Source organism: Agromyces sp. Marseille-Q5079 (genome assembly GCF_051016555.1).
GTDB lineage: Bacteria > Actinomycetota > Actinomycetes > Actinomycetales > Microbacteriaceae > Agromyces.
Genome location: NZ_JBPEJF010000002.1, coordinates 750697 through 775581, shown reverse-complemented (window position 1 = coordinate 775581; position 24885 = coordinate 750697). Strand labels below are relative to the sequence as shown.

Sequence of the window (24885 nt, the reverse complement as noted above, 5' to 3'; positions counted from 1 at the left end):
CCCCGTCACGACCGACTCGGTGAGCGGTGCGGTCCCCATGGTCGGTTCAGTCTTGGTCATCGTAGAACACCCAATACTTCGAGGCCCAGAAATTGACGGCGGTGAGCGCGGCGATGATCACCAGGAGCAGCCAGGCCATGGCGGAGGCGTACCCCATGTTGAGGTTCGTGAACCCCTGCTGGTAGAGGTACAGCGTGTAGAAGAGGGTCGAGTCCACCGGGCCGCCCGTGCCGCCCGAGACGACGAACGCCTGGGTGAACGACTGGAACGCCCCGATGAGCTGCAGGATCAGGTTGAAGAAGATGATCGGCGTGAGCATCGGCAGCGTGATGTGCCAGAACTGCTGCCGGCGGTTCGCGCCGTCGACCGCTGCCGCCTCGTAGTACATCGTCGGGATCTGACGGAGCCCGGCGAGGAAGATCACCATCGGCGCGCCGAACGTCCAGACGTTGAGGACCATGAGGGTGCCGAGGGCGGTCTCGGGGTTGGAGATCCAGCCCTGACCCTCGATGCCGAACCAGCCGAGCACGACGTTCACGAGGCCGTCGACGCCGAAGAGCTGGCGCCACAGGATGGCGATCGCGACGCTTCCGCCGAGCAGCGACGGCAGGTAGAACGCCGATCGGTACAGCGCGAGTCCGCGCAGGCCCCGGTCGAGGACGAGCGCGAGCAGGAGTGCGAGTCCGAGCTGCAGCGGCACCGAGATGAACACGTACTGGAAGGTCACGGCGAGGGCCGTGTGCAGCCGCTCGTCCTGGAACATGCGGACGTAGTTCTCGAAGCCGATGAATCGCGGCGGGCTCAGCAGGTTGTACCTGGTGAACGACAGCGCGAACGACGCGACCATCGGCCCGACGGTGATGAGCGCGAGTCCGATGAACCAGGGGAGCAGGAACAGGAAGGCCGCCTTGTTCTGCTTGCGCTGCTTCACCGCGGGCTGGGCCTTCACGCGGCGGAGTTCGCCGAGCGCGCTCATCGAGCAGCCTCGGGTGCGCCTCGGCCCGCGTGGCGGGCTCCGGTTCGGGTTGGGGAAACCACAGTGTCTCCAGTCATCGACGTTGATCACTCCGTTTTGAGAAAGCGCTATCTCAGCGCTTCGAGATGTTTCTACACGACGATTCAGCGGGGACGCAAGCGCTTTCCGAAGATTGGTGCCCGAAACGAGATGAAAATCGAGAAAGCGCTTTATCGGTCCGGCCCACCTCATCCGGGCAGGCCGTGACCGCCCCGCGGTCGAGCAGACGCAGGCGCGCCTCCGCAGCCTCGGCGCCACGGCAGCCGCGGTCGAGACCGCTCCGAATCAGACCGCGGTGGCGCGGGCCGTGCTGCCGCGGACCACGAGGCGGGTCGCCATCGGGGCGCCCGAGTCGGGCAGGGGATCGGCGAGCGCCTCGTCGCCCAGCATCCGCAGGGCCACCTCGACGGCGAGGCGGCCCTGCTCGGCCGGGGTCTGCGCGATCGTCGTGAGGTCGAAGAGCGCCGCGTGCTCGTGGTCGTCGACACCGATCACGGAGAGGTCGCGGGGGACCGACAGGCCGAGGCGTTCGGCGGCGCGGATCACGCCGAAGGCGATCTCGTCGGTCGCCGCGAACACCGCCGTCGGCCGGTGCGCGGGGTGCCCCAGCAGCTGCAGGCCGGCCTCGAACCCGCCGGGCATGCTCATGCGGGTCTCGAACACGCTCGCGTCGACGGGATGGGCGTCGCCGATGCTCGCCTCGACCGCGTCCCGGAAGCCGGCCGCGCGCAGGCCGGGCACGCTCCACGGATACGTCGCGGCACCGAGGCCCGCGAGGTGCGCGATGCGCGTGTGCCCGAGGTGCAGCAGGTGCTCGGTCGCGAGCAGTCCCACCGCCCGGTCGTCGATCGAGAGGCGGGCCGTGGCGTCGCCGCTGCCGCCGATGCACACGATCGGCTTCTCCCGCCGTTCGAGGCCCCGCACCTCGCCCTCCGACAGGTCGACCGCGATCACGATCACGGCGTCGACGCGCTTGCGGGCGAGGAAGAAGTCGAACACCCTGGCCCGGGCGGGCCCCTCCTCGGGCAGGTTGTAGAGCGTGAGGTCGTATCCGGCGCCGAGCAGCGTGCGCTCGATGCCCTCGAGCATCTCGCCGAAGAACCAGCTGTTCACGAACGGGATCACGACGCCGACGTTCTTCGTGCGCCCGGTGACGAGGCTCGCGGCATCCGGCGAGGCGATGTACCCGATCTCGGATGCCGCCTGCACGACCCTCATGCGGGTCTGCTCGGCGACGTGGCCGCGGCCCGACAGCGCGCGCGATGCGGTGGCCTTGGAGACGCCGGCGAGTCGCGCGACATCGCTGATCGCGGGCATCGCGCCTCCCTTCGTCGGGCAGCATCCGTACCCGATCGTAGTCGTCGCGTCGCGCACGTGTGGAACCGGTTCCGGCCCGGGCCCCCGCACGGGGGTGTCGGCGAGAGAGCGTTCTCATCCCGTGTCGGTGCGGAACCGAGCATGTGGCCGGATCGTGACCGCGGACGGGTTGTGCGCCTTCGCAGGCGTCCCCTACCGTGGACGATGGAACCGGTTCCGGCTTCCGACTGCGTCACAGTTCGCACTCAATGAGGAGATGACATGAGAAACACACGGCATCGTCGTTGGACGGCGTCGATCGTGGCGGCCGCAGCGCTCGGCCTCACGCTCACGGCCTGCACGGGTGACATCGCAGAAGAAGACGCCGGCGACGTCGACTGCTCCGACTACGAGGCGTACGGCACGTTCGACGGCGCCGAGGTCACCGTCGCGGGCACCATCCTCGACCTCGAGGCCGACCGCCTCAACGAATCGTGGGCCGACTTCGAGAACTGCACCGGCATCTCCGTCGAGTACCAGGGCTCGAGCGAGTTCGAGGCTCAGATCGCCGTGCTGGCCGAGGGCGGCAACGCCCCCGACGTCGGCATCGTGCCGCAGCCGGGCCTGCTCGCCCGACTGGCCGATGGCGGCTGGCTGATCCCGGCGTCCCAGGAGGTCGAGGCGAACATCGACGAGTTCTGGTCCGAGGACTGGAAGCAGTACGGCACCTACGACGACACCTTCTACGCGGCCCCGCTCATGGCGAGCATCAAGGGCTACGTCTGGTACTCGCCGGCCGAGTTCGAGGAGAAGGGCTACGAGATCCCGAAGACCCTCGACGAGCTCACCACGCTCTCCGAGACCATCGCGGCCGAGGGCGATCACAAGCCCTGGTGCGTCGGCCTCGAGTCCGGTGAGGCCACCGGCTGGCCCGGCACCGACTGGGTCGAGGACTACATGCTCCGCCTGAACGGCGCCGACGCCTACGACCAGTGGGTCACGCACGAGATCCCGTTCAACGACCCTCAGGTCGCTGCGGCGTTCGACGCGGTCGGCGGCTACCTCAAGAACGAGGACATGGTCAACGGCGGCATCGGCGACGTGTCGACGCAGGTCACCGAGGCGTTCCAGACCGCAGGTCTGCCGATCGTCGACGGCGAGTGCTCGCTGCACCACCAGGCCTCGTTCTACGAGACCTTCTGGAACCCCGACGGCGGCGACGCGGTGAAGGTCGCGTCCGACGGCGACGTGTTCGGCTTCCTGCTCCCGCCCGCCAACGCCGACGACCCGCTGTCGGTCACCGGCGGCGGCGAGTTCCCGGTCGCGTTCCGCGACGCCGAAGAGGTCGAGGCGTTCCGCGCCTACCTCTCCAGTGACACGTGGGCCAACAACCGCGTCAGCCTCGGCGGCGTGGTCAGCGCGAACAAGGGCGTCGACCCCGAGAACGCCTCGAGCGAGCTGCTCGTGCAGTCCATCGAGATCCTCCAGGATCCCGAGACGACGTTCCGGTTCGACGGGTCCGACCTGATGCCCGGTGCCGTCGGCGCCGACTCCTTCTGGAAGGGCATCGTCTCGTGGGTCGGCGGCGAGAGCACCACGCAGGTGCTCGACACCATCGAGTCCACCTGGCCGACCAGCTGATCGTCCTCGTGTCGGGCCCGGTGCACGCCGGGTTTGCGGCATAGTCGAGGGGTGGGGTTCTTCGAGCCCCACCCCTCGGCAACCCAGCTTCAACGTAGAACCCGGGAGGCACGATGACCACGGCCGATCTGCTCGGCAAGATCCTGCAGGTGGTGATGGGGCTCGCGGTCTTCGCCGCCATCGTCGGCCTCCTCATCTTCTTCATCGACAAGGCGCCCAAGAAGGGCCGCGACTACTGGCAGCTGGTGGGCTTCCTCGCACCGGCGCTGATCCTCGTGAGCGTCGGCCTCATCTATCCGGCCATCCGCACGAGCATCCTCGCGTTCCAGACCAATGACGGCGCCTGGACGTTCGACAACTTCGTCTGGGCGTTCACGCAGCCCGCAGCCATCCGCACGCTCATCAACACGGTCATCTGGGTGCTCCTGGTACCGACGTTCGCGACGGCGGTCGGACTCGCGTACGCGGTCTTCATCGACCGTTCTCGCGGGGAGAAGTTCTACAAGGCGATCCTGTTCATGCCGATCGCCATCTCGTTCGTCGGCGCCAGCGTGATCTGGAAGTTCGTCTACGAGTACCGCTCGGGTGACCGGGAGCAGATCGGCCTCCTGAACGCCATCGTCGTCGCATTCGGCGGCGAACCGGTGCAGTGGCTGCAGACCGACCCGATCAACACCATCCTCCTCATCGTCGTGATGATCTGGGTGCAGACCGGATTCGCGATGGTCGTGCTGAGCGCGGCGATCAAGGGCATCGCGACCGAGCAGCTCGAAGCGGCCCAGCTCGACGGCACCAACGGGTGGCAGCGCTTCACGAACGTGATCGTGCCCGGCATCCGCGGCTCGCTCGTCGTCGTGCTGACGACCATCTCGATCGCGACCCTCAAGGTGTTCGACATCGTGCGCACGATGACCGCCGGAAACTTCAACACCAGCATCGTGGCCAACGAGATGTACACCCAGGCGTTCCGGGCGAGCGAGATCGGTCGAGGTTCGGCCCTCGCGCTCATCCTCTTCGTCATGGTGCTGCCGATCGTGATCTACAACGTCAACGTGCTCCGCAAGCAGAGGGAGATCCGATGAGCATCGCCCCGCCCGACCTGCCGGTCGGCAAGAACCGAGGCGCGATCGACGCGACCACCGACGCCGAGGCTTCCGGGTACGCGGAGTCGAAGACGATGCGGGTCAAGAAGCGGCTCACGTCGCGCACGGCCACGGTCGCGTCGCTCATCATCGCGCTGCTCTGGACGATCCCGACGTTCGGCCTGTTCATCTCGTCGTTCCGGCCCGCCGAGCTGATTCGCACCACGGGCTGGTGGACCATCTTCACCAACCCCGGCTTCACGCTCGAGAACTACCAGAACGTGCTGCTGTCGACGTCCGCGTCCTCGCCGCAGCTCGGTTCCTACATCGTGAACTCGATCGCGATCGCGTTGCTCGCCACGATCATCCCGCTCGTGTTCGCCTCGATGGCGGCCTACGCGTTCGCGTGGATGCGGTTCCGCGGTGTGGGCGTGCTGTTCGTCATCATCTTCGCGCTGCAGATCATCCCGTTGCAGATGGCCCTCGTGCCCCTGCTGCAGATCTTCTCGACCGTGCTGCGGCCGATGCAGGCGTGGCTGCACGACATGATCCCGATCATCCCCGAGCAGAACTACCTGCCGCTGTGGGTCGCGCACTCGATCTTCGGGTTGCCGCTCGCGATCTTCCTGCTGCACAACTTCATCTCCGAGATCCCGGCCGACGTGATCGAGGCCGCGAGGGTCGACGGCGCGACGCACGGGCAGATCTTCTTCCGCATCGTGCTGCCGCTCTCGGTTCCGGCGATCGCGTCGTTCGCGATCTTCCAGTTCATCTGGGTGTGGAACGACCTGCTCGTGGCGTTGATCTTCTCCGGTGGCACGCAGGACGTCGCGCCACTGACCCAACGATTGGCGGAGCTCACCGGCACGCGCGGGCAGGACTGGCAGCTGTTGACCGCGGCAGCGTTCATCTCGATCATCATTCCGCTCATCGTCTTCTTCAGCCTCCAGCGCTACTTCGTGCGCGGGCTGCTCGCGGGATCGACCAAGGGGTAGGGCCGGTCGACCCCGGGTGGGGGAACGGATGCCGCGGGCTGGGGGGCCCGTGGCATCCGCTCTGCCGCGCCCCTGCCGGCGCCTTCCGGAGCCGACGTAGGGTTGGCCCATGAGCATGCACGGAGCGGGTGACGGGCCTCCCGGCGCCCAGACGGGGAAGTTCGGCAAGCCGCGGACCCGCATCTCGGCCGCCGACGAGTCGGCGCAGCGCGCCGCGAACGCCGATGCGCCCGTGATCCCGAACCTGCTCGGCCGCATCGCCGAGCTGTTCGCGCCGCACCGCGCGGCGCTGACGCTCACGGTGGTGCTCGTGCTGGTGGCCGCGGCGCTCAGCGTCATCCCGCCGCTGCTGACGCAGCGCGCGTTCGACGACGGGCTCTTCCCGGTCGACCCGTCGGGCGAGATCACCGCGCCGAACCTCTCCGTGCTCGCCTGGACCGTCGGCGCGATGATCGCGGTCTACCTCATCTCGGCGCTGCTCGCGGTGTGGCAGACGTGGCTCACCTCGACCATCGGCAACAAGGTGATGGGCGCGCTCCGCGTGCGCATGTTCACGCACCTGCAGTCGATGGAGCTCAGCTTCTTCACGCGCACGAAGACCGGCGTCATCCAGTCGCGCCTGCAGAACGACGTCGGCGGCGTGGCATCCGTGCTCACGAACACCGTGTCGAGCGTGCTCGGCAACACCGTCACCGTGATCTCCGCGTTCATCGCGATGTGGCTGCTCAACTGGCAGCTCACGCTCGTCGCGCTGGTGCTCATGCCGTTCATGGTCATCGCGCAGCGCCGGGTCGGCAAGGTCCGGGCGCGCATCGCGGGCCAGACGCAGGAGTCGCTGTCGGAGATGACCGCGATCACGCAGGAGACGCTGAGCGTCTCGGGCATCCTGCTCTCGAAGTCGTTCACCCGCCAGCAGAACGAGATCGACCGCTACGCCGACGAGAACCGCAACCAGATCGGCCTGCAGGTGCGCCAGCAGATGACCGGCCAGTGGTTCTTCGCGATGGTGAACATCTTCATGTCCTCGATCCCGGCGATCGTCTACCTCGTGGCCGGCCTGCTCATCGCGAACGGAGCGCCGGATGTCACGGCCGGCACGATCGTCGCCTTCACGACCGTGCAGGCGCGCCTGCTGTTCCCGCTCATGGCCCTCATGCGGGTCTCGCTCGACCTGCAGACCTCGAGCGCGCTGTTCGCGCGCATCTTCGAGTACCTCGACCTTCGCCCCGCGATCACGGATGCCCCGACCGCCCGCGACGTGGCATCCGGCCCGCTGCTCGGTCGGGTGGAGTTCGAGGACGTGACCTTCCGGTATCCCGACGCGACGGATGAGGCGACGCCGACGCTCGACGGTGTCAGCTTCGCGATCGAGCCGGGCCAGTACGCGGCGTTCGTGGGCCCGTCGGGCGCGGGCAAGACGACGGTGTCGTACCTGGTGCCGCGCCTGTACGAGGCGACGGGCGGCACGGTGCGCTTCGCCGGCGACGACGTGCGCGAGCTCCGGCACGGCTCGCTCGTGGACAGCATCGGCATCGTGAGCCAGGAGACGTACCTGTTCCACGCGACGATCGCCGAGAACCTGCGGTACGCGAAGCCCGATGCGACGGATGCCGAGCTCGAGGCGGCGGCGCGCGCGGCGAACATCCACGAGACGATCGTGTCCTTCCCCGACGGCTACGACACGACCGTGGGCGAGCGCGGGTACCGGCTCTCGGGCGGCGAGAAGCAGCGCATCGCGATCGCGCGGGTGCTGCTGAAGGACCCGCCCGTGCTGGTGCTCGACGAGGCGACGAGCGCGCTCGACACGATCTCGGAGCGGGTCGTGCAGCAGGCGCTCGACGATGCCGCGCGGGGTCGCACGACGATCGCGATCGCGCACCGGCTCTCGACGGTCGTCGCCGCCGACGTCATCTTCGTGGTCGTCGCGGGACGCATCGTCGAGCAGGGCACGCACGGCGAGCTCGTCGGCGCGAACGGCGTGTACGCGTCGCTCTACCGGCAGCAGGAGCACGTGCCGGTCCTGTCCGGCCCGTCCGCCGACGGCTGACCGCGGGTCGGTGCGTCGATCTCCGCGGGGTCGCGGTGCGCCGTGTCCCTCCTTCGGGGTTGGCGGTAGGCTCGGCAGGACGGCCGGGGAACGCCGATGAGGGCGAGGGGGATCCGATGAGTGGTGCGAAGAACGATGCGCAGCAGTTGCCGAAGGGCGTGAACCGGAAGGTCATCGGGCTCGCCGCGGCGGGCGCCGTCGGCGGCTTCCTCTTCGGGTTCGACTCCTCGGTGGTCAACGGTGCGGTCGACGCCATCCAAGACGAGTTCGCCCTCTCCGCGGCGGTGACCGGGTTCGCGGTCGCGAGCGCCCTGCTCGGCTGCGCGCTCGGTGCAGAACTCGCCGGTCGCCTGGCCGATCGCTTCGGCCGCATCCCGGTGATGATCATCGGCGCGGTGCTCTTCCTCGTCTCCTCGCTCGGCGCCGGTTTCGCCTTCGGCGTCGTCGACCTGATCTTCTGGCGCGTGCTCGGCGGCGTGGGCATCGGCATCGCGTCGGTCGTGGCGCCCGCCTACATCGCCGAGATCTCGCCGAGCGCGATCCGCGGCCGGCTCGCGTCGCTGCAGCAGCTCGCGATCGTCTTCGGCATCTTCGCCGCCCTGCTCTCCGACGCGCTGTTCGCCGCGGCCGCGGGCGGCGCCGACCAGCCGTTCTGGTTCGGGCTCGAGGCGTGGCGGTGGATGTTCATCGCGTGCGCCGTGCCGTCGATCGTCTACGGCGTGATCGCCCTGCTGCTGCCCGAGTCGCCGCGCTACCTGGTCAAGGCGGGTCGGGAGAAGCAGGCCGAAGAGGTGCTCGAGCGCATCGGCACACCCGACCCGGCGAAGGCCGTCGCCGACATCACCGGGTCCCTGCACAAGGACCAGGTCGCCGAGTCGCAGGGCACGCTGCGCGGCCCCGTGCTGGGCCTCAAGGGCATCGTGTGGATCGGCATCCTGCTGTCGGTGTTCCAGCAGTTCGTCGGCATCAACGTGATCTTCTACTACTCGACGACCCTCTGGAAGGCCGTCGGGTTCGACGAGTCCGACTCCTTCACGATCAGCGTGTTCACGTCGGTGACGAACATCGTGGTGACCTTCATCGCGATCGCCCTCGTCGACAAGGTCGGCCGGCGTCCGTTGCTGCTCATCGGCTCCACGGGCATGGCGGTGACGCTCGCCACGATGGCGATCGCGTTCGCGAACTCGGTCACCGTCGACGGCGAGGTGAGCCTTCCGGGCGCCTGGGGTCCGATCGCGCTCGTCGCGGCGAACCTCTTCGTGGTCGCGTTCGGCTTCTCGTGGGGGCCGCTCGTGTGGGTGCTGCTCGGCGAGATCTTCCCGAACAGCATCCGCGGGCGCGCGCTCGGCCTCGCGGCCGCGGCGCAGTGGATCGCGAACTTCCTCATCACGGTCTCGTTCCCGGCGTTGTCGGAGTTCTCGCTGTTCTGGACCTACTCCATGTACGCGGGATTCGCGGTGCTCTCGTTCATCTTCGTGCTCTGGAAGGTGCCCGAGACGAAGGGCATGGCCCTCGAGGACTCCGAGGCCGTGTTCGCGGCCGGCACGGCGCGCGACAAACGTCGGCGAGCGAGCCAGTCCGCCGCAGGGTAGGGTGTCTCTCGTGCTGCTCACGTGTTGTTGTTGTCGTCGCTCAGACCGACCATGACCTCTCGCGCCCTGCGCCCGCTGAGCGGGCCCTGCACGGCGCACCACGATGACGACACCCAGGGGAGAACCCTCCAATGAAGTACGCAGATTCCATCGTCGACCTCGTCGGCAACACGCCGCTCGTGAAGCTCAACCACGTGGTCGAGGGCGCCACCGAGGCGAGCGTGCTCGTGAAGCTCGAGTACCTGAACCCCGGCGGGTCGGTCAAGGACCGCATCGCCTCGCGCATGATCGAGGCGGCCGAGCGCGACGGCCTGCTGAAGCCGGGCGGCACGATCGTCGAGCCGACGTCGGGCAACACGGGCGTGGGCCTCGCGCTCGTCGCGCAGCAGCGCGGCTACCGCTGCATCTTCGTCGTGCCCGACAAGTTCGGCGAGGAGAAGCGCAACGTGCTCACGGCGTACGGCGCCGAGGTCGTCGTGACGCCGACGTCGGTCGCCCCTGACGGCCCCGAGTCGTACTACAGCGTCTCCGACCGCATCGTGCGCGAGACGCCGGGCGCCTACAAGCCGAACCAGTTCGCGAACCCGAACGGTCCGCGCTCGCACTACGAGACCACGGGCCCCGAGATCTGGGAGGACACCGAGGGTCGCGTCACGCACTTCGTGGCCGGCATCGGCACGGGCGGCACGATCACCGGCACCGGTCGCTACCTGCGCGAGGTGTCGGGCGACCGGGTGCGCGTGATCGGCGCCGACCCCGAGGGCTCGGTCTACTCGGGCGGCACGGGCCGGCCGTACTTCGTCGAGGGCGTCGGCGAGGACATGTGGCCCGACACGTTCGACCCCGCAGTGCCGCACGAGGTGCTCGCCGTCTCCGACCGCGATGCGTTCGAGATGACCAGGCGCCTGGCTCGCGAGGAAGGGCTGCTCGTCGGCGGCTCGAGCGGCATGGCGGTGGTCGCCGCGCTCCGCGCCGCGAAGGACGCCTCGCCCGATGACGTGTTCGTCGTGCTCCTGCCCGACGGCGGTCGCGGCTACCTCGGCAAGATCTTCAACGACAAGTGGATGCGCGCCTACGGCTTCTCGAACGCGCCCGAGGGGCACACCATCGCCGAGGTGCTCGCCACGAAGGCCGACCGCACCGCGCCGCTCGTCTACGTGCACCCCAGCGACAGCGTTCGCGAGGCGATCGACGTGATGGCCACGACCGGCGTCTCGCAGGTGCTGGTGCTCTCCGCCGAACCGCCCGTCGTGCTCGGCGAGGTGAAGGGCACCATCAGCGAAGACGTGCTGCTCGACCTCGTGTTCACCGGCAAGGTGAAGCTCACCGACGAGGTCGCGGGCGTCGTGGGCGACCAGCTGCCGCTCATCGGCGTCAACGAGCCGGTCTCGGTCGCGCGCGCCGCCTTCGCCGACGCGCAGGCGATGCTCGTCACCGACGGCGGCAAGGCGCTCGGCGTCATCACCCGCACCGACCTGCTCACCTACCTCTCGGCGTAGCCGCCGGCATCCGCGGCTCCTGAATCGACGGATGCCGCGAGCCGCGAACCTCGCCGAAACCGCAAGACCTTCCAGACGTCACTCGAACCAGAAACGGATGTCACGATGAACATCTCCGACCACGCCGGCTTCGACACCCTCGCGATCCACGCCGGCCAGGCGTTCGACCCCACCACGGGCGCGGTGATCCCGCCCGTGTACCTGACCTCGACCTACGTGCAGGACGGCATCGGCGGTCTCCGCGGCGGGTACGAGTACTCGCGCGGCGGCAACCCGACCCGCACGGGCCTCGAGGTGCAGCTCGCGGCGCTGGAGGGCGGCATCCGCGCGCTCTCGTTCGCGTCGGGGCTCGCCGCTGAAGACGCGCTGCTGCGCACGGTGCTCGTGCCGGGCGGCCACGTGGTCGTCGGCAACGACGTGTACGGCGGCACGCACCGGCTCATCCGCAAGGTGCACGGCGCCTGGGGCGTGCGGCACTCCACCGTCGACATGAGCGACCTCGACGCCGTGCGCGCCGCGATCGAGCCCGGCGTCACGAAGGTGCTGTGGGTCGAGACACCGTCGAACCCGCTCATGAAGATCTCGGATGTCGCGGCGCTGGCCGCGCTCGGACGCGAGGCGGGGGCGCTCGTCGTCGTCGACAACACCTTCGCGTCGCCGGCCCTGCAGCAGCCGATCGCGCTCGGCGCCGACGTCGTCGTGCACTCGACGACGAAGTACCTGGGCGGCCACTCCGACGTGGTGGGCGGCGCGCTCGTCTTCGCCGCCGGGCAGGAGGAGTTGGCCGAGCAGGTCACGTTCACGCAGTTCGCGGCGGGCGCGGTCTCGGGGCCGTTCGACGCGTTCCTCACCACGCGCGGCATCAAGACGCTCGGCATCCGCATGGAGCGCCACAGCAGCAACGCGCTCGCGATCGCCGAGCGGCTGTCGGAGCACGCCGGCATCGAGCGGGTCTACTACCCGGGCCTGTCGACGCACCCGGGCCACGAGCTCGCGGCGCGCCAGATGTCCGGCTTCGGCGGCATGATCTCGCTCGCGCTCGCCGGCGGCGGCGAGGCGGCGCACCGGTTCGCGGAGTCGACGACGCTGTTCCAGCTCGCGGAGTCGCTCGGCGGCGTCGAGTCGCTCGTGAACCACCCGTGGTCGATGACGCACGCGTCGGTGCGCGGCACCGAGGCCGAGGTGCCCGAGTCGATCGTGCGCCTCTCGGTGGGCATCGAGGACCCGGCCGACCTGCTCGCCGACATCGACGAGGCGCTCGCGCGCCTGTAGGGCGACGGATGCCGCGAGCGACTGCCGCGGCATCCGCTCGGCTCGCGCCGGCCGGGCATCGCCGGGTTCGCGGCGACCTCGCGGCGACCTCGCGGTCTCGCGGTGGGAGAATGGGAGCAGGCGCGCGGCACGTCACCGGCGCCCCGGGAGATGAGCTCTCATGGTTGCTCTCATCGTGACCCTGATCATCGTGGGCGTCCTCGTGATCGTCCTCTTCTTCATGTCGGTCAAGATCGTGAAGCAGTACGAGCGGGGCGTCGTGCTTCGCTTCGGCCGACTGCAGAGCGTGCGCGAGCCGGGAATCCGGTTCATCATCCCGATCGTCGACGTGATGACCAAGGTGTCGCTGCGCATCGTGACGCTCCCGATCCAGTCGCAGGGCATCATCACGAAGGACAACGTCACCGTCGGGGTGTCGGCCGTGGCCTACTACCGGGTGGCGGATGCCGTGAAGTCGGTGATCGCGATCGAGAACGTGAAGTCCGCGATCGAGCAGATCGCCCAGACCACGCTGCGGCGGGTCGTCGGGCAGCACCACCTCGACGAGACGCTCGCGGACACCGCCGCGCTGAACGCGAACATCCGCGAGATCCTGGATGTCACGACGCTCGACTGGGGCGTCGAGGTCACGCTCGTCGAGCTGAAGGACATCCTCCTGCCCGACTCGATGAAGCGGGCCATGGCCAAGCAGGCGGAGGCCGAGCGGGAGAAGCGGGCGAAGATCATCGCCGCCGAGGGCGAGTCGCTCGCGGCCGTGCAGCTCGGCGTCGCGAGCGACACGATGATGTCGCATCCGCTCGCCCTGCAGCTGCGCACCCTGCAGACGCTCGTCGAGGTCGGGGTGGACAAGAACACGCTCGTCGTGTTCCCCGCGCCGCTCATGAGCTCGATCGGCGAGCTCACGAACTTCCTCGATCGGGAGGCCGCGGTCGCACAGGTTCGGGGGGTGTGAGGCTTTGGCACGAAATCGATGAAGTGTGTCATGGCTGCCAGCGGCGCGTGTCGGGCGGATGCTCCAGAATGAGCGGGTGACTTCGAACCAGACGACCGTGGCGACCTCCGCCGCACCTGCCGCGAGCAGGGCTTCCGACGCCGCGGCGGGAGAACGGCAGCCTCACCACGGACGCCTCGGGCTCGTGCAGGGCACGGCGCTCTACATCGCGAGCGTGCTCGGCACCGGCATCCTCGTGCTGCCGGGGCTCGCCGCCGCGGCCGCCGGCCCGGCCTCGATCGTCGCGGTGGCCGTCGTGCTCGTGCTCTCCATCCCGCTCGCCGGCACCTTCGCCGCACTCGCATCGCGCTACCCCGACGCCGGCGGCGTCGCGAGCTACGTGCGCCGGGCCCTCGGCGACACCGCCGCGCGCATGGCCGGGTACTGGTTCTACTTCGGCGTCTGCATCGGCGCCCCCGTGCTCGCGGTCCTCGGCGGCGAATACGTGGTGGCGGTGCTCGGCGTCGACCGCTCGGCCGTGCCGATCATCGGCTTCGCGGTCTTCGTGCCGCCGTTCATCGTCAACTGGTTCGGCGTGCGCGTCGCCGGGTGGGTGCAGTTCGTGCTCACCGGGCTGCTCGTCGCGGTCGTGGTCGGCGTGGTCGCGGTCACCGTGCCCGCCGTCGAGGCGTCCAACTTCCAGCCGTTCCTGCCGAACGGATGGGGCGGGGTCGGCGTGGCGATCAGCCTCTTCGTGTGGGCGTTCGCCGGCTGGGAGGTCGGCACGCACATCGCGGGGGAGTTCACGAACCCGCGCAAGATCATCCCGCTCGCCACCGGCATCGCCGTCGTCGTGGTCGGTGCGAGCTACCTCGCGCTGCAGTTCGTCACCGTCGCCGTGCTCGGCGACCGTGCGGGCGACAGCCAGGTGCCGTTGCTCGACCTCGTCGAGTCGACCGCGCCCGGCATCGGGCCCGTGCTCGTCGCCATCGTCGCGGCGATCGTCACCCTCGGGGTCATGAACGCCTACCTGCCGGCGTTCGGCAAGCTCGGCGCCGCGCTCGGCCGCGACGGCGACCTCCCGAGGTTCTTCGCCAAGGGCGCCGCCGACGGCGAGGTTCCGCGCCGGGCGCTCGCCCTCACCGGGGTGCTCATCCTCGGCTACTTCGGCCTCATGCTGTTGAACGACCTCGACCTCTCGGGCTTCATCCTCATCCACACGAGCAACATGGTGGCCATCTACGCCGCGGGCATGCTCGCCGCGACCCTGCTCCTGAAGCGCTGGTCGTTCGGCTGGTGGCTCGCGGTCGTCGCGACGATCATGACCGCCGGGCTCCTCGTGCTCGCCTGGGCGAACCTCCTGGTGCCGCTCGTGCTCGCCGCCGCGGCCGTGCTCGTGACGATCGTGCGCCGCATCCGCGGCCGGCGTGTCACCACCTCAACCAGCGCCACCGACCCGAAGGACACCGAGTGACCGAGTACCGCGCCCACTTCGACGCCGACATCGCGTTCGCGAACGGGGGCGGGCTGCACGCCGAGGCCTTCCGCCTCGACCTGCCGTCGGCCGGCCTCACCGAGGCCGAGATCGGCGCGCTGCTCGTGCGCCACCTCGGACTCGCGCTCGTCGGCAGCGTCGAGCTCTCGAACCTCGAGATCGTCGAGGAGGCGCACAAGGGCTCGCGCGGCGTCGCGCCCGCACCGTCGCACAGCGCCGGGCGCGGCCGCATCGTCGATCTCAGCCACCCGATCCGCGCGGGCCTCGTCACGTATCCCGGCCTGCCGGTTCCCGAGATCACGCCGCACCTCACGCGCGAGGCGTCGCGCGGGGTCTACGCGCCGGGCACCGAGTTCGAGATCGACGTGATCCACATGGCCGGCAACACGGGCACCTACCTCGACAGCCCGTTCCACCGCTACGCCGACGGCGGCGACCTCGCGAGCCTCACCCTCGAGACCCTCGTGGGGCTGCCGGCCGAGGTGTTCCGGTTGACGGATGCCACGGAGCGCGGCATCCCGGCCGAGGTGTTCCTCGACCGCGAGCTCGCGGGCACGGCGGTGCTCCTGCACACCGGGTGGGACCGGCACTTCGGCACGCCCGAGTACGGCGCCGGGTCGCCGTTCCTCACCGAGGCCGGCGCCCGGCACCTCGTCGAGGCGGGCGTCGCGCTCGTGGGCATCGACTCGCTGAACATCGACGACACCGAGTCGGGCGGCACGCGCCCGGCGCACTCGCTGCTGCTCGAGGCCGGCGTCCACGTGGTCGAGCACCTCACCGCGCTCGAGTGGGTGCCCGTGCGCGGCGCGACCTTCACGGCCGTGCCGCCGCGCGTCGAGGGGTTCGGCACGTTCCCCGTGCGCGCCTTCGCCGAGGTGCCCTCGGCCTGAGCGCGCGGATGCGGCGGGCGCGAGGTCGATTCGAGCCCCGCCCGCACCGCGGCATCCGCTTGCCGAAGGCGCGCCGTTCGGCGCGTGCCGGTGGCTTCAGCAGCCGCGGTGCGTGAGGATGGGGGGATGACGCCCGAATACCCCCTGCTCGACGGAAACACCCTCCCAGCGATCGGGCTCGGAACCTACGGGCTCAACGAGCAGAGCGGCATCGAGGCGATCTCCACGGCCATCGTCGACGGGTACCGGCTGATCGACACCGCCTACAACTACGGCAATGAAGACGTCGTCGGCGAGGCGGTGCGACGCTCCGGCATCGATCGCAGCGATCTCGTGGTCGCCACGAAGCTCCCGGGCCGCCATCACGGGTTCGAGGAGACGCTCGCGAGCTTCGAGGAGTCGCGCGCGAAGCTCGACCTCGACTGGCTCGACCTCTACCTCATCCACTGGCCGAACCCCCGCATCGACAAGTACGTCGACAGCTGGAAGGCCATGATCCGGCTGCGCGAGAAGGGCCTCGCCCGGTCGATCGGCGTCTCGAACTTCACCGCGCCCATGCTCGAGCGGCTCCGTACCGAGACCGGCGTCGTCCCCGTCGTGAACCAGGTCGAGCTGCACCCGTACTTCCCGCAGGGCGAGCTTCGCGCCTATCACGCGGAGCACGGCATCCGCACCGAGAGCTGGAGCCCGCTGGGGCGCAAGAGCAACCTCCTCGAGGAGCCCGTGCTCGCTGAGATCGCGGCTGCGCGCGGGCTCACGGTGCCCCAGGTCGTGCTGCGCTGGCACGTGCAGCTCGGGTCCGTCCCGATCCCCAAGTCGTCGGATGCCGCGCGCCGGCGCGCGAACCTCGACGTGTTCTCCTTCGAGCTCGGCGAGGCCGAGACGACCGCGATCTCGGCTCTCGAGCAGGGCCGCATCTGGGGTGCCGACCCCGACACGCACGAGGAGCTCTGACCTCCGGCCCTCGACGTCGGCGGCACCACGTAGGCTCGATCGGGTGATGCGAGGCGACGGGGCGGCGAAAGACGAGATCGAGACGAGCGACCACTCGCTGGCACCGGCGGCCGAGGCGTACGTGTCGGCCGAGGCATCCGCTCACGAGTCGGCCGTTCACGAGGCCGCCGTTCACGAGGTCGCCGCGCACGGGGTCGCCGTGAACGAGGCGCCGGTGCACGAGGCATCCGTGGGCGATTCGGGCTCGAGTCCGCTCGATCGGCTGCCCGCCGCGAGGAGCCCGCTCTCCAAGCCGTACACGTGGCTCTCGATCGGCATGTTCGCGACGATCTTCCTCGCCGCGTTCGAGGCCATGGCCGTCACGACGATCATGCCGCTCGTCGTCGAGGACCTCGACGGGGTGTCGCTGTTCGCGCTCGCCTTCGCCGTGCCCCTCGCCGCGGGCATCATCGGCATGGTGCTCGCCGGCAACTGGACCGATCGCTCGGGCCCGCTCCCGTCGCTCATCACCGCGGCCGTGCTGTTCGTCGTGGGCCTCGTGATCGCGGGCACCGCGACCGACATGACGACCTTCATCATCGGCCGGTTCGTGCACGGCCTCAGCGGTGCGGCGGTCATCGTGCCGCTGTACGTCATCGTCGCCCGCGCGTATCCCGAGGCCCTGCGCGCCCGCGTGTTCGCCGGGTTCGCGGCGGCCTGGGTGATCCCCTCGATCGTCGGTCCCGCCCTCGCGGGCGTCGTGGCCGAGGCCTTCAGCTGGCATTGGGTCTTCCTCGGCGTCATCGTGATCGTCGTCCCGGCGGCCGCCATGATGGTGCCGCCGATCCTCCGCGTGCGCGACCTGGTGCAGGGGGACGCCTCCGTGCCCTGGAGCCTGGGCCGTGTCGGCTGGGCGGTCCTCACCGCCGCCGCGGCGCTGGTCGTCTCGCTGTCCAAGGAGCTCGACGACCCCTGGCGATGGGTGGCCGCCGGCGCGGGCATCGTCGTCGCGGCGGTCGCCGCGCGGCCGCTCCTGCCGCCGGGCACGCTGCATGCCGCGAGGGGCATGCCGGCGACGGTCGCCGTCAAGTTCGTCGTCGCGGGCGCCTTCTTCGGCAGCGAGGTGTACCTGCCGTACCTCTTCATCGAGCACTACGACATGTCGCCGAGCCTCGCCGGCGTCGTGCTCACGGGCGCGGGCATCACGTGGGCCGCGGCGTCCTGGCTGCAGGGCCGGCTCACCGACTCGATCAGCGACACGCGCGCCGTCCAGATCGGCGTTTGCACGCTCGTCATCGCCCTCGCGGTCGTGCTCGTCGTCGCGTGGCTCATGCTCTCGCCCGTCATCGCCTTCGTCGCATGGGCGCTCGCCGGCGGCTCGATGGGCTTCATGTACCCGCGGTTCTCGGTCTCGGTGCTGGCGCAGTCGCGGCGCGACGAGCAGGGGTTCAACAGTGCCGCGCTCACGATCTCCGAGTCCCTCGGCGCGTCGATCGCCCTCGCGGTCACGGCCCTCGTGTCGGCGTCGTTCGGTGCGGATGCGTTCACCGCCGACTTCGCGGTGACCCTCGGCATCGCGATCGTCGCGATGCTCATCGCGAGCCGCGTGCGGCCTCCCGCGAGGCTCGCCGGCTGAGGGTCAGAACGCCGGAGCGCCCGTCGAGGAGCGCACGATGAGCTCGGGCACGATCGATCCGCGGTGCTCGAGCGTCGAGGAATCGATGGTGCCGAGCAGCAGCGCGACGCAGCGGCGCCCGAGTTCGGCGAAGTCCTGGCGCACCGTCGTGAGGGGCGGCCAGAAGTGCGCCGCCTCCGGGATGTCGTCGAAGCCGATGATCGACACGTCGCGCGGGATCTCGAGCCCGGCGTCGCGGATCGCGTGCATGAGGCCGAGGGCCATCTGGTCGTTCGAGGAGAAGATCGCCGTGAAGTCGCGGATCGTCAGGAGCTCGCGACCGGCGTAGTAGCCGAAGTCGGCCGTCCAGTCGCCGAGGATCGGCGCCGTCGTCGGCACGTCGCTCGCGCTCATCTCGTCGAGGAAGCCGCGCATGCGGGCCTCCGCCTCGATCCAGTCCTGTGGACCCGCGAGGTGGTAGATGCTACGGTGCCCGAGTTCGATCAGGTGCCGGGTCGCGAGGCGGGCGCCGGCGATCTGGTCGACGGAGAGCGTGTGCTCGGGGTCGCGCCCCGTGGACTGCAGGCTCACGTACGGCACGTCGATGGAGCGCTCGGCGAGCGTGTCGAACACGCGCACCTGCGGCGCGATGACGACGAGGCCCTCGATGCCCTGGGCGATGAGGTGCGCGAGTCCGTCGGCGATCGAGCGATCGTCGGCCGCGTCGATGTTCGCGGTGCTGACCCAGTAGCCGGCCTCACGTGCTGCGGCCTCGATGGCGGCGATGCTCGAGGCTGGTCCGTACTGCGTGCTCGAGTCCGAGAGGACGCCGATGGTGTGCGATCGGCTCGTGACGAGCGCACGGGCGGCGCGGTTCGGCTGGTACTGCACCTCGGCCATCACGTCGAGCACGCGCTGCTTGGTCTCGGGCCGGATGCTCGGGTGGTGGTTGAGCACACGGGAGACGGTCTGGTGCGAGACCCCCGCCAGGCGGGCGACGTCTCGGATGCTCGGCGCGCGGCCCTTCGGGGTCTCCTCTGACACGGCCACGTCCTTGTTTGCGATCTCGGGCATGTGCACGGTCACACGCCTCCCTGCCCCTCATTATGCACGGGTGGGCCCGGATGTGACCGTCACATGTGTGACGGTCACATGACGGCACCCGCGCCGGCGACGGGTCCGTGGCCGTCAGGGAGGGCGCCATTCGTCAGGACTCCGAACGGTGCTGACGACCTCGCACGGCCTCGGTGGGCCGTCATCTCGCGGGATTTCGGGCCACTCGCCCGGTGGCCCCCGATCGGGGAGGGGTACCAGCGACGTTCGGGCCGGTCGTCGGCAACATGTCGGGGGCGTTACCGATCCGTGACCCGTGCGAGTTGACAGGCTCGGTCAACGTGGGGCTAACATGAGTGTCGCCATGTGAACGGTCACATCGACCGGCACATCGAGCAGGGATCGAGACCGGCGCAACCGCGCCAGCACCATCGACGAGGGAGTCAGTACCGTGAGCCGAGGCGAGCAGCGCGTCACCGGGGCCGATCTCGGCCTGTCCGGCGACCGGGTGCACCAGGTCCGCGCGATCGGTGCATCCCGCCTTTCGAGCCTCCCGGCGGTGGCCGCATGAGCTCGTACGGACCCCAGGCCGAAGTCGCCATCGCGCGTGTGCGTACCGAGGTGGCGAAGTTGCATGCGGAGTTGACGCGGTATGGCCTGGTGGTGTGGACGGGCGGCAATGTGTCGGGTCGGGTTCCGGGTGCGGATCTGTTCGTGATCAAGCCGTCGGGTGTCTCGTATGACGATCTGGCGCCGGAGAACATGATCCTGTGCGATCTGGATGGCCATGTGATCGCGGGCACGCCGGGTTCTGATCGGGCTCCGTCGTCGGATACGGCGGCGCATGCGTACGTGTATCGGAACATGCCCGAGGTCGGTGGTGTGGTGCACACGCATTCGACGTATGCGGTGGCGTGGGCGGCGCGGGGTGAGGAGATCCCGTGTGTGATCACGGCGATGGCCGATGAGTTCGGTGGTCCGATTCCGGTGGGTCCGTTCGCGATCATCGGGGATGACTCGATCGGTCGGGGCATCGTGGAGACGCTGTCCGGGCATCGCAGCCGTGCGGTGTTGATGGCCAATCATGGGCCGTTCACGATCGGTGCGTCGGCGAAGGATGCGGTCAAGGCTGCGGTCATGGTCGAGGATGTCGCGCGCACGGTGCATCTGGCGCGTGAGGCGGGCCCTCTGGTCCCGATCCCGCAGGACTCGATCGACCGGTTGTACGACCGGTACCAGAACGTCTACGGACAGGCGAAGGACGCACGTCGGGCCCCCACGGGCGCGACGGGCTGACAACTCAACAACACAAGCTTGCGGCGTCCGATCATCGGGTGTCGCGGGGGAGCGGCGTACATGGACACCGTCGCTCCGACTGTCACCAAGACGATGACGTCCATGAATGACACAGTGAAAGGAAACACCGTGAAGAACACGAAGAAGGTGCTTCTCGCTACGATGGCGGCAGCTTCCATGCTCGCGCTCGCGGCGTGCTCGGGCGGCTCCGGCGATGGCGGCAGCGGCGATGGCGGCGGCGACGGCGGCCTGGTCGGCGTGGCGATGCCGACGAAGAGCTCCGAGCGCTGGATCCAGGACGGCGACGCCGTCAAGGCGCAGCTCGAGGACCAGGGCTTCACCGTCGACCTGCAGTACGCAGAGGACGACATCCCCACCCAGGTCTCGCAGATCGAGAACATGATCACCAAGGGTGCAGAGGCCCTGATCATCGCGTCGATCGACGGCACCACGCTCTCGCAGGTGCTCCAGGACGCGGCCGACGCCGACATCCCGGTCATCGCCTACGACCGCCTCATCCGCGACTCCGAGAACGTGGACTACTACGCCTCGTTCGACAACTACGTCGTCGGCGTGCAGCAGGCCACCTCGCTGCTGAACGGCCTCGGCCTGACCGACCTCGAGGGCGCGCCGGCTGCCGACGCACCCAAGGGCCCGTTCAACATCGAGCTGTTCGCCGGTTCGCCCGACGACAACAACGCGACGTTCTTCTGGAACGGTGCGATCGACACGCTCCAGCCGCTGATCGATGACGGAACCCTCGTCGTCAAGTCGGGTCAGACCGACTTCGAGCAGGCTGCAACCCTCCGCTGGGACGGCGAGGTCGCTCAGGAGCGCATGGAGAACATCCTGACCTCCACGTACTCCGACGGCTCGACGGTCAACGCCGTGCTCTCCCCGTACGACGGCCTCTCGCGAGGCATCATCTCCGCACTCACCGACGCCGGCTACACGGTCGGCGACGGCTGGCCGATCATCTCGGGCCAGGACGCTGAGATCGACTCGGTCAAGGCGATCAACTCGGGCGAGCAGTACTCGACCATCTTCAAGGACACCCGCCAGCTCGCCGAGGTCGCCGTGAACATGGCCTCCGCGATCCTGAACGGCGAGGAGCCCGAGGTCAACAACACCGAGGACTACGACAACGGCGTGAAGGTCGTTCCCTCGTACCTCCTCGAGTCGCAGATCGTCGTCAAGGACAACATCACCGAGGTCCTGGTCGACAGCGGCTACTGGACCGAAGAGGAAATCAACGGCTGATCAACCCAACCGGGTTGACCCGCTGATGGGATGACGCGGCCGGAGCCTGATGGCGGGAGTAGTCTCGCCTCAGGTCCGGCCGCGGCATCCGCGTCCGACAGGGCACCGGCGATGAAGCAGGAGCAGATATGACCACCAACATTCTCGAGATGCGCAGCATCACGAAGACCTTCCCCGGCGTCAAGGCGCTGTCCAACGTGACCATCGAGGTCGAGCGCGGCGAAGTCCACGCCATCTGCGGTGAGAACGGTGCGGGCAAGTCGACGCTGATGAAGGTGCTTTCCGGCGTCTACCCCCATGGCACCTACGACGGTGACATCGTCTTCGAGAACGAGACGGTCGAGTTCAAGGACCTGACGGACAGCGAAGCCAAGGGCATCGTCATCATCCACCAGGAACTCGCGCTCAGCCCGTACCTGTCGATCGCCGAGAACATCTTCCTCAACAACGAGTTGAAGGGCCGCGGCGGCCTCATCGACTGGAACAAGACGAACTTCGAGGCGTCCAAGCTCCTCGCACGCGTCGGCCTCCGCGAGAACCCGACGACGAAGATCATGGACATCGGCGTCGGCAAGCAGCAGCTCGTCGAGATCGCGAAGGCGCTCTCCAAAGAGGTGAAGCTGCTCATCCTCGACGAGCCGACCGCCGCGCTGAACGACGAGGACTCCGACCACCTGCTCGACCTGATCCTGCACCTGAAGGGGCAGGGCATCACGTCGATCATCATCAGCCACAAGCTGAACGAGATCAAGAAGGTCGCCGACTCCGTCACGGTCATCCGCGACGGCAAGACGATCGAGACGATCGCGAAGCAGGAGGTGACCGAGGACCGCATCATCAAGGACATGGTGGGCCGCGACCTCGAGCACCGCTACCCCGACCACACCCCCAACCTCGGCGACGAACTGCTCCGCGTCGAGGACTGGACCGCGCACCACCCGCAGGACCCGTCCCGCGTGGTCGTCGACAACGTCAACCTCAACGTGCGCGCCGGCGAGATCGTCGGCATCGCCGGCCTCATGGGCGCCGGTCGCACCGAGTTCGCGATGAGCCTGTTCGGCCAGAGCTACGGCTCGCGCATCTCGGGCAAGGTGTTCCTCCGCGGCAAGGAGATCAAGACCCGCACGGTGGCCGAGGCCATCGAGCAGGGCATCGCCTACGCGACCGAGGACCGCAAGACCTACGGCCTCAACCTCATCGAGGACATCAAGCGCAACATCTCGATGGCGTCGCTGAAGAAGCTCGAGCGGTTCGGCCTCGTGCACGACAACGAGGAGTACAAGGTCGCCACCGAGTTCAAGAAGTCGATGAACATCAAGGCGCCGAACGTGCTGGTCAAGACCGGGAAGCTCTCGGGCGGCAACCAGCAGAAGGTCGTGCTGTCGAAGTGGATCTACTCCGACCCCGACGTGCTCATCCTCGATGAGCCGACGCGAGGCATCGACGTCGGTGCCAAGTACGAGATCTACACGATCATCAACAAGCTCGCCGCGCAGGGCAAGGGCATCATCGTCATCTCGTCCGAACTGCCCGAGCTGCTCGGCATCTGCGACCGCGTGTACGCCCTCTCCGAGGGTCGCATCACCGGCGAACTCCCCATCGCCGAGGCCACGCCAGAGTCGATGCTCAAGCTCATGACCATGGAAAAGCCGCGCTGACGCCCGGGCGCGCGCGAATCACAGGAGACCCCATGTCCAACCCCATTCAGGTACCGACCACCGAGTCGATCCAGGCCGGCGGCAACGTGAACCCGCCGAGCAACAAGTTCACCGAGCGCATCAGCCACGTGCTGTCCGACCTCGGCAAGAACGGCATCTTCATCGCGCTCATCGCGGTGGTCGTGCTGTTCGCGATCCTCACCGACGGCATCCTCCTGCGCCCGCAGAACATCTCCAACCTGGTGGTGCAGAACGGGTACATCCTCGTGCTGGCCATCGGCATGGTGATGGTCATCATCGCGGGCCACATCGACCTGTCGGTCGGTTCGGTCGCCGCATTCGTCGGTGCCTGCTCCGGCGTCTTCGCCGTGCAGTGGGGCCTGCCGTGGTGGCTGTCGGTCATCCTCTCGCTCGGCATCGGCGCGCTCGTCGGCGTCTGGCAGGGCTTCTGGATCGCGTTCGTCGGCATCCCGGCGTTCATCGTGACGCTGGCCGGCATGCTCATCTTCCGCGGCCTCGCGCTCGTCGTGCTCGGCAACGCCAACATCGGCTCGTTCCCGGCCGAGTACCGCGCCCTGGGCAACGGCTTCCTGACCGACCTGTTCGGCGAGTTCGAGATCGATCCGCTGACGCTCGGCGTCGGGGCGCTCGCGATCATCGCGCTCGTGGTGCAGCAGGTGCGCACGCGTCGTGGCCGCGCCAAGTACGGCCAGGACGTCGAGCCCATCGCCTGGTTCGTCATCAAGCTCGTGCTCATCTCGGCCGCGATCGGCTTCTTCGCGTACTCGCTTGCCTCGTACAAGGGCATCCCGATCACGCTGATCATCCTCGCCGTGCTGATCCTCGTCTACGGCATCGTGATGAACCGCACGGTCTTCGGCCGCCACATCTACGCGATCGGCGGCAACCGCCACGCGGCAGAGCTCTCGGGCATCAAGACGCGTCGCGTCGACTTCTGGCTGTTCGTCAACATGGGCACGCTGGCCGCGCTCGCGGGCCTCATCTTCACGGCCCGACTGAACCTCGCCGGCCCGAAGGCCGGTGACGGCTTCGAGCTCGAGGCGATCTCCGCGGCCTTCATCGGCGGCGCGGCGGTGCAGGGCGGTGTCGGCACCATCGGCGGCGCGATCATCGGTGGTCTGATCATCGGCGTGCTGAACAACGGCATGTCCATCATGGGCATCGGCATCGAGTGGCAGCAGGTCGTCAAGGGCCTCGTGCTGCTCCTCGCGGTCGCGTTCGACGTCTACAACCGACGTCGCAGCGGCGGTCGTTGACCTCCGGCGCGTGAACTGAACGGAAGGGCGGATGCTGC

19 protein-coding genes are annotated in these 24885 nt (G+C 68.7%); 16 read left to right on the top strand and 3 right to left on the bottom strand.

Going from position 1 to position 24885, the window contains the following annotated elements:
• Positions 1–46: 46 nt before the first annotated feature.
• Both ACR3IO_RS07335 and ACR3IO_RS07330 read right to left on the bottom strand, forming a co-directional pair.
• On the bottom strand, positions 47–976 hold the full coding sequence (locus tag ACR3IO_RS07335; RefSeq protein ID WP_434070514.1) for a carbohydrate ABC transporter permease: 930 nt from the start codon (positions 974–976) through the stop codon (positions 47–49).
• Between the two features lie 324 nt (positions 977–1300).
• On the bottom strand, positions 1301–2332 hold the full coding sequence (locus ACR3IO_RS07330; protein ID WP_434070513.1) for a LacI family DNA-binding transcriptional regulator: 1032 nt from the start codon (positions 2330–2332) through the stop codon (positions 1301–1303).
• Between the two features lie 261 nt (positions 2333–2593).
• On the opposite strand from ACR3IO_RS07330, the gene ACR3IO_RS07325 reads away from it, so the two are divergent.
• From ACR3IO_RS07325 to ACR3IO_RS07270, 12 genes are all read left to right on the top strand, one after another.
• A complete protein-coding gene (locus ACR3IO_RS07325) occupies positions 2594–3952 on the top strand; it encodes an ABC transporter substrate-binding protein (RefSeq protein ID WP_434070512.1) in 1359 nt (452 codons plus the stop codon).
• A gap of 113 nt (positions 3953–4065) precedes the next feature.
• Positions 4066–5034: a carbohydrate ABC transporter permease gene (locus ACR3IO_RS07320; RefSeq protein ID WP_434070511.1), complete on the top strand. Its 969-nt coding sequence runs from the start codon at positions 4066–4068 to the stop codon at positions 5032–5034.
• Entirely contained in the window at positions 5031–6029 is a 999-nt protein-coding gene (locus ACR3IO_RS07315) for a carbohydrate ABC transporter permease (RefSeq protein ID WP_434070510.1), read from the top strand. The genes ACR3IO_RS07320 and ACR3IO_RS07315 overlap by 4 nt, the downstream gene beginning before the upstream one ends.
• 109 nt (positions 6030–6138) lie before the next feature.
• The gene (locus ACR3IO_RS07310) at positions 6139–8076 is read left to right on the top strand and encodes an ABC transporter ATP-binding protein (protein WP_434070509.1); all 1938 of its coding nucleotides are present in this window, start codon (positions 6139–6141) and stop codon (positions 8074–8076) included.
• A 116-nt stretch (positions 8077–8192) separates the two neighbouring features.
• Positions 8193–9668 carry a sugar porter family MFS transporter gene (locus tag ACR3IO_RS07305; protein WP_434070508.1) on the top strand — a complete coding sequence of 492 codons (1476 nt, stop codon included), beginning with the start codon at positions 8193–8195 and terminating at the stop codon, positions 9666–9668.
• Positions 9669–9799: 131 nt separating this feature from the next.
• Complete coding sequence (locus tag ACR3IO_RS07300; protein WP_434070507.1) at positions 9800–11167, top strand: cystathionine beta-synthase; 1368 nt, start codon at positions 9800–9802, stop codon at positions 11165–11167.
• A 105-nt stretch (positions 11168–11272) separates the two neighbouring features.
• Positions 11273–12439, top strand: coding sequence for a cystathionine gamma-synthase (locus tag ACR3IO_RS07295; RefSeq protein ID WP_434070506.1), 1167 nt, complete (start codon positions 11273–11275; stop codon positions 12437–12439).
• 160 nt (positions 12440–12599) lie between these two features.
• Positions 12600–13391, top strand: coding sequence for an SPFH domain-containing protein (locus ACR3IO_RS07290; RefSeq protein WP_434070505.1), 792 nt, complete (start codon positions 12600–12602; stop codon positions 13389–13391).
• A 76-nt stretch (positions 13392–13467) separates the two neighbouring features.
• Positions 13468–14844, top strand: a complete 1377-nt coding sequence (locus tag ACR3IO_RS07285; protein ID WP_434070504.1) for an APC family permease — start codon at positions 13468–13470, stop codon at positions 14842–14844.
• On the top strand, positions 14841–15755 hold the full coding sequence (locus tag ACR3IO_RS07280; protein WP_434070503.1) for a cyclase family protein: 915 nt from the start codon (positions 14841–14843) through the stop codon (positions 15753–15755). Before ACR3IO_RS07285 ends, ACR3IO_RS07280 begins: the two co-directional genes overlap by 4 nt.
• 126 nt (positions 15756–15881) lie before the next feature.
• On the top strand, positions 15882–16709 hold the full coding sequence (locus ACR3IO_RS07275) for an aldo/keto reductase (protein ID WP_434070502.1): 828 nt from the start codon (positions 15882–15884) through the stop codon (positions 16707–16709).
• A gap of 46 nt (positions 16710–16755) precedes the next feature.
• On the top strand, positions 16756–18324 hold the full coding sequence (locus ACR3IO_RS07270; protein WP_434070580.1) for an MFS transporter: 1569 nt from the start codon (positions 16756–16758) through the stop codon (positions 18322–18324).
• A gap of 3 nt (positions 18325–18327) precedes the next feature.
• Here the strand turns inward: ACR3IO_RS07270 and ACR3IO_RS07265 are convergent, their stop codons facing one another.
• Complete coding sequence (locus ACR3IO_RS07265) at positions 18328–19377, bottom strand: LacI family DNA-binding transcriptional regulator (RefSeq protein WP_434070501.1); 1050 nt, start codon at positions 19375–19377, stop codon at positions 18328–18330.
• A gap of 546 nt (positions 19378–19923) precedes the next feature.
• Here ACR3IO_RS07265 and ACR3IO_RS07260 point away from each other — a divergent pair.
• From ACR3IO_RS07260 to mmsB, 4 genes are all read left to right on the top strand, one after another.
• Positions 19924–20652 carry an L-ribulose-5-phosphate 4-epimerase gene (locus ACR3IO_RS07260; RefSeq protein ID WP_434070500.1) on the top strand — a complete coding sequence of 243 codons (729 nt, stop codon included), beginning with the start codon at positions 19924–19926 and terminating at the stop codon, positions 20650–20652.
• Positions 20653–20814: 162 nt separating this feature from the next.
• Positions 20815–21912, top strand: a complete 1098-nt coding sequence (gene chvE, locus ACR3IO_RS07255) for a multiple monosaccharide ABC transporter substrate-binding protein (protein WP_434070579.1) — start codon at positions 20815–20817, stop codon at positions 21910–21912.
• 128 nt (positions 21913–22040) lie between these two features.
• Positions 22041–23570: a multiple monosaccharide ABC transporter ATP-binding protein gene (gene mmsA / locus ACR3IO_RS07250; RefSeq protein ID WP_434070499.1), complete on the top strand. Its 1530-nt coding sequence runs from the start codon at positions 22041–22043 to the stop codon at positions 23568–23570.
• A gap of 32 nt (positions 23571–23602) precedes the next feature.
• Complete coding sequence (gene mmsB, locus ACR3IO_RS07245) at positions 23603–24847, top strand: multiple monosaccharide ABC transporter permease (RefSeq protein ID WP_434070498.1); 1245 nt, start codon at positions 23603–23605, stop codon at positions 24845–24847.
• Positions 24848–24885: the final 38 nt, after the last annotated feature.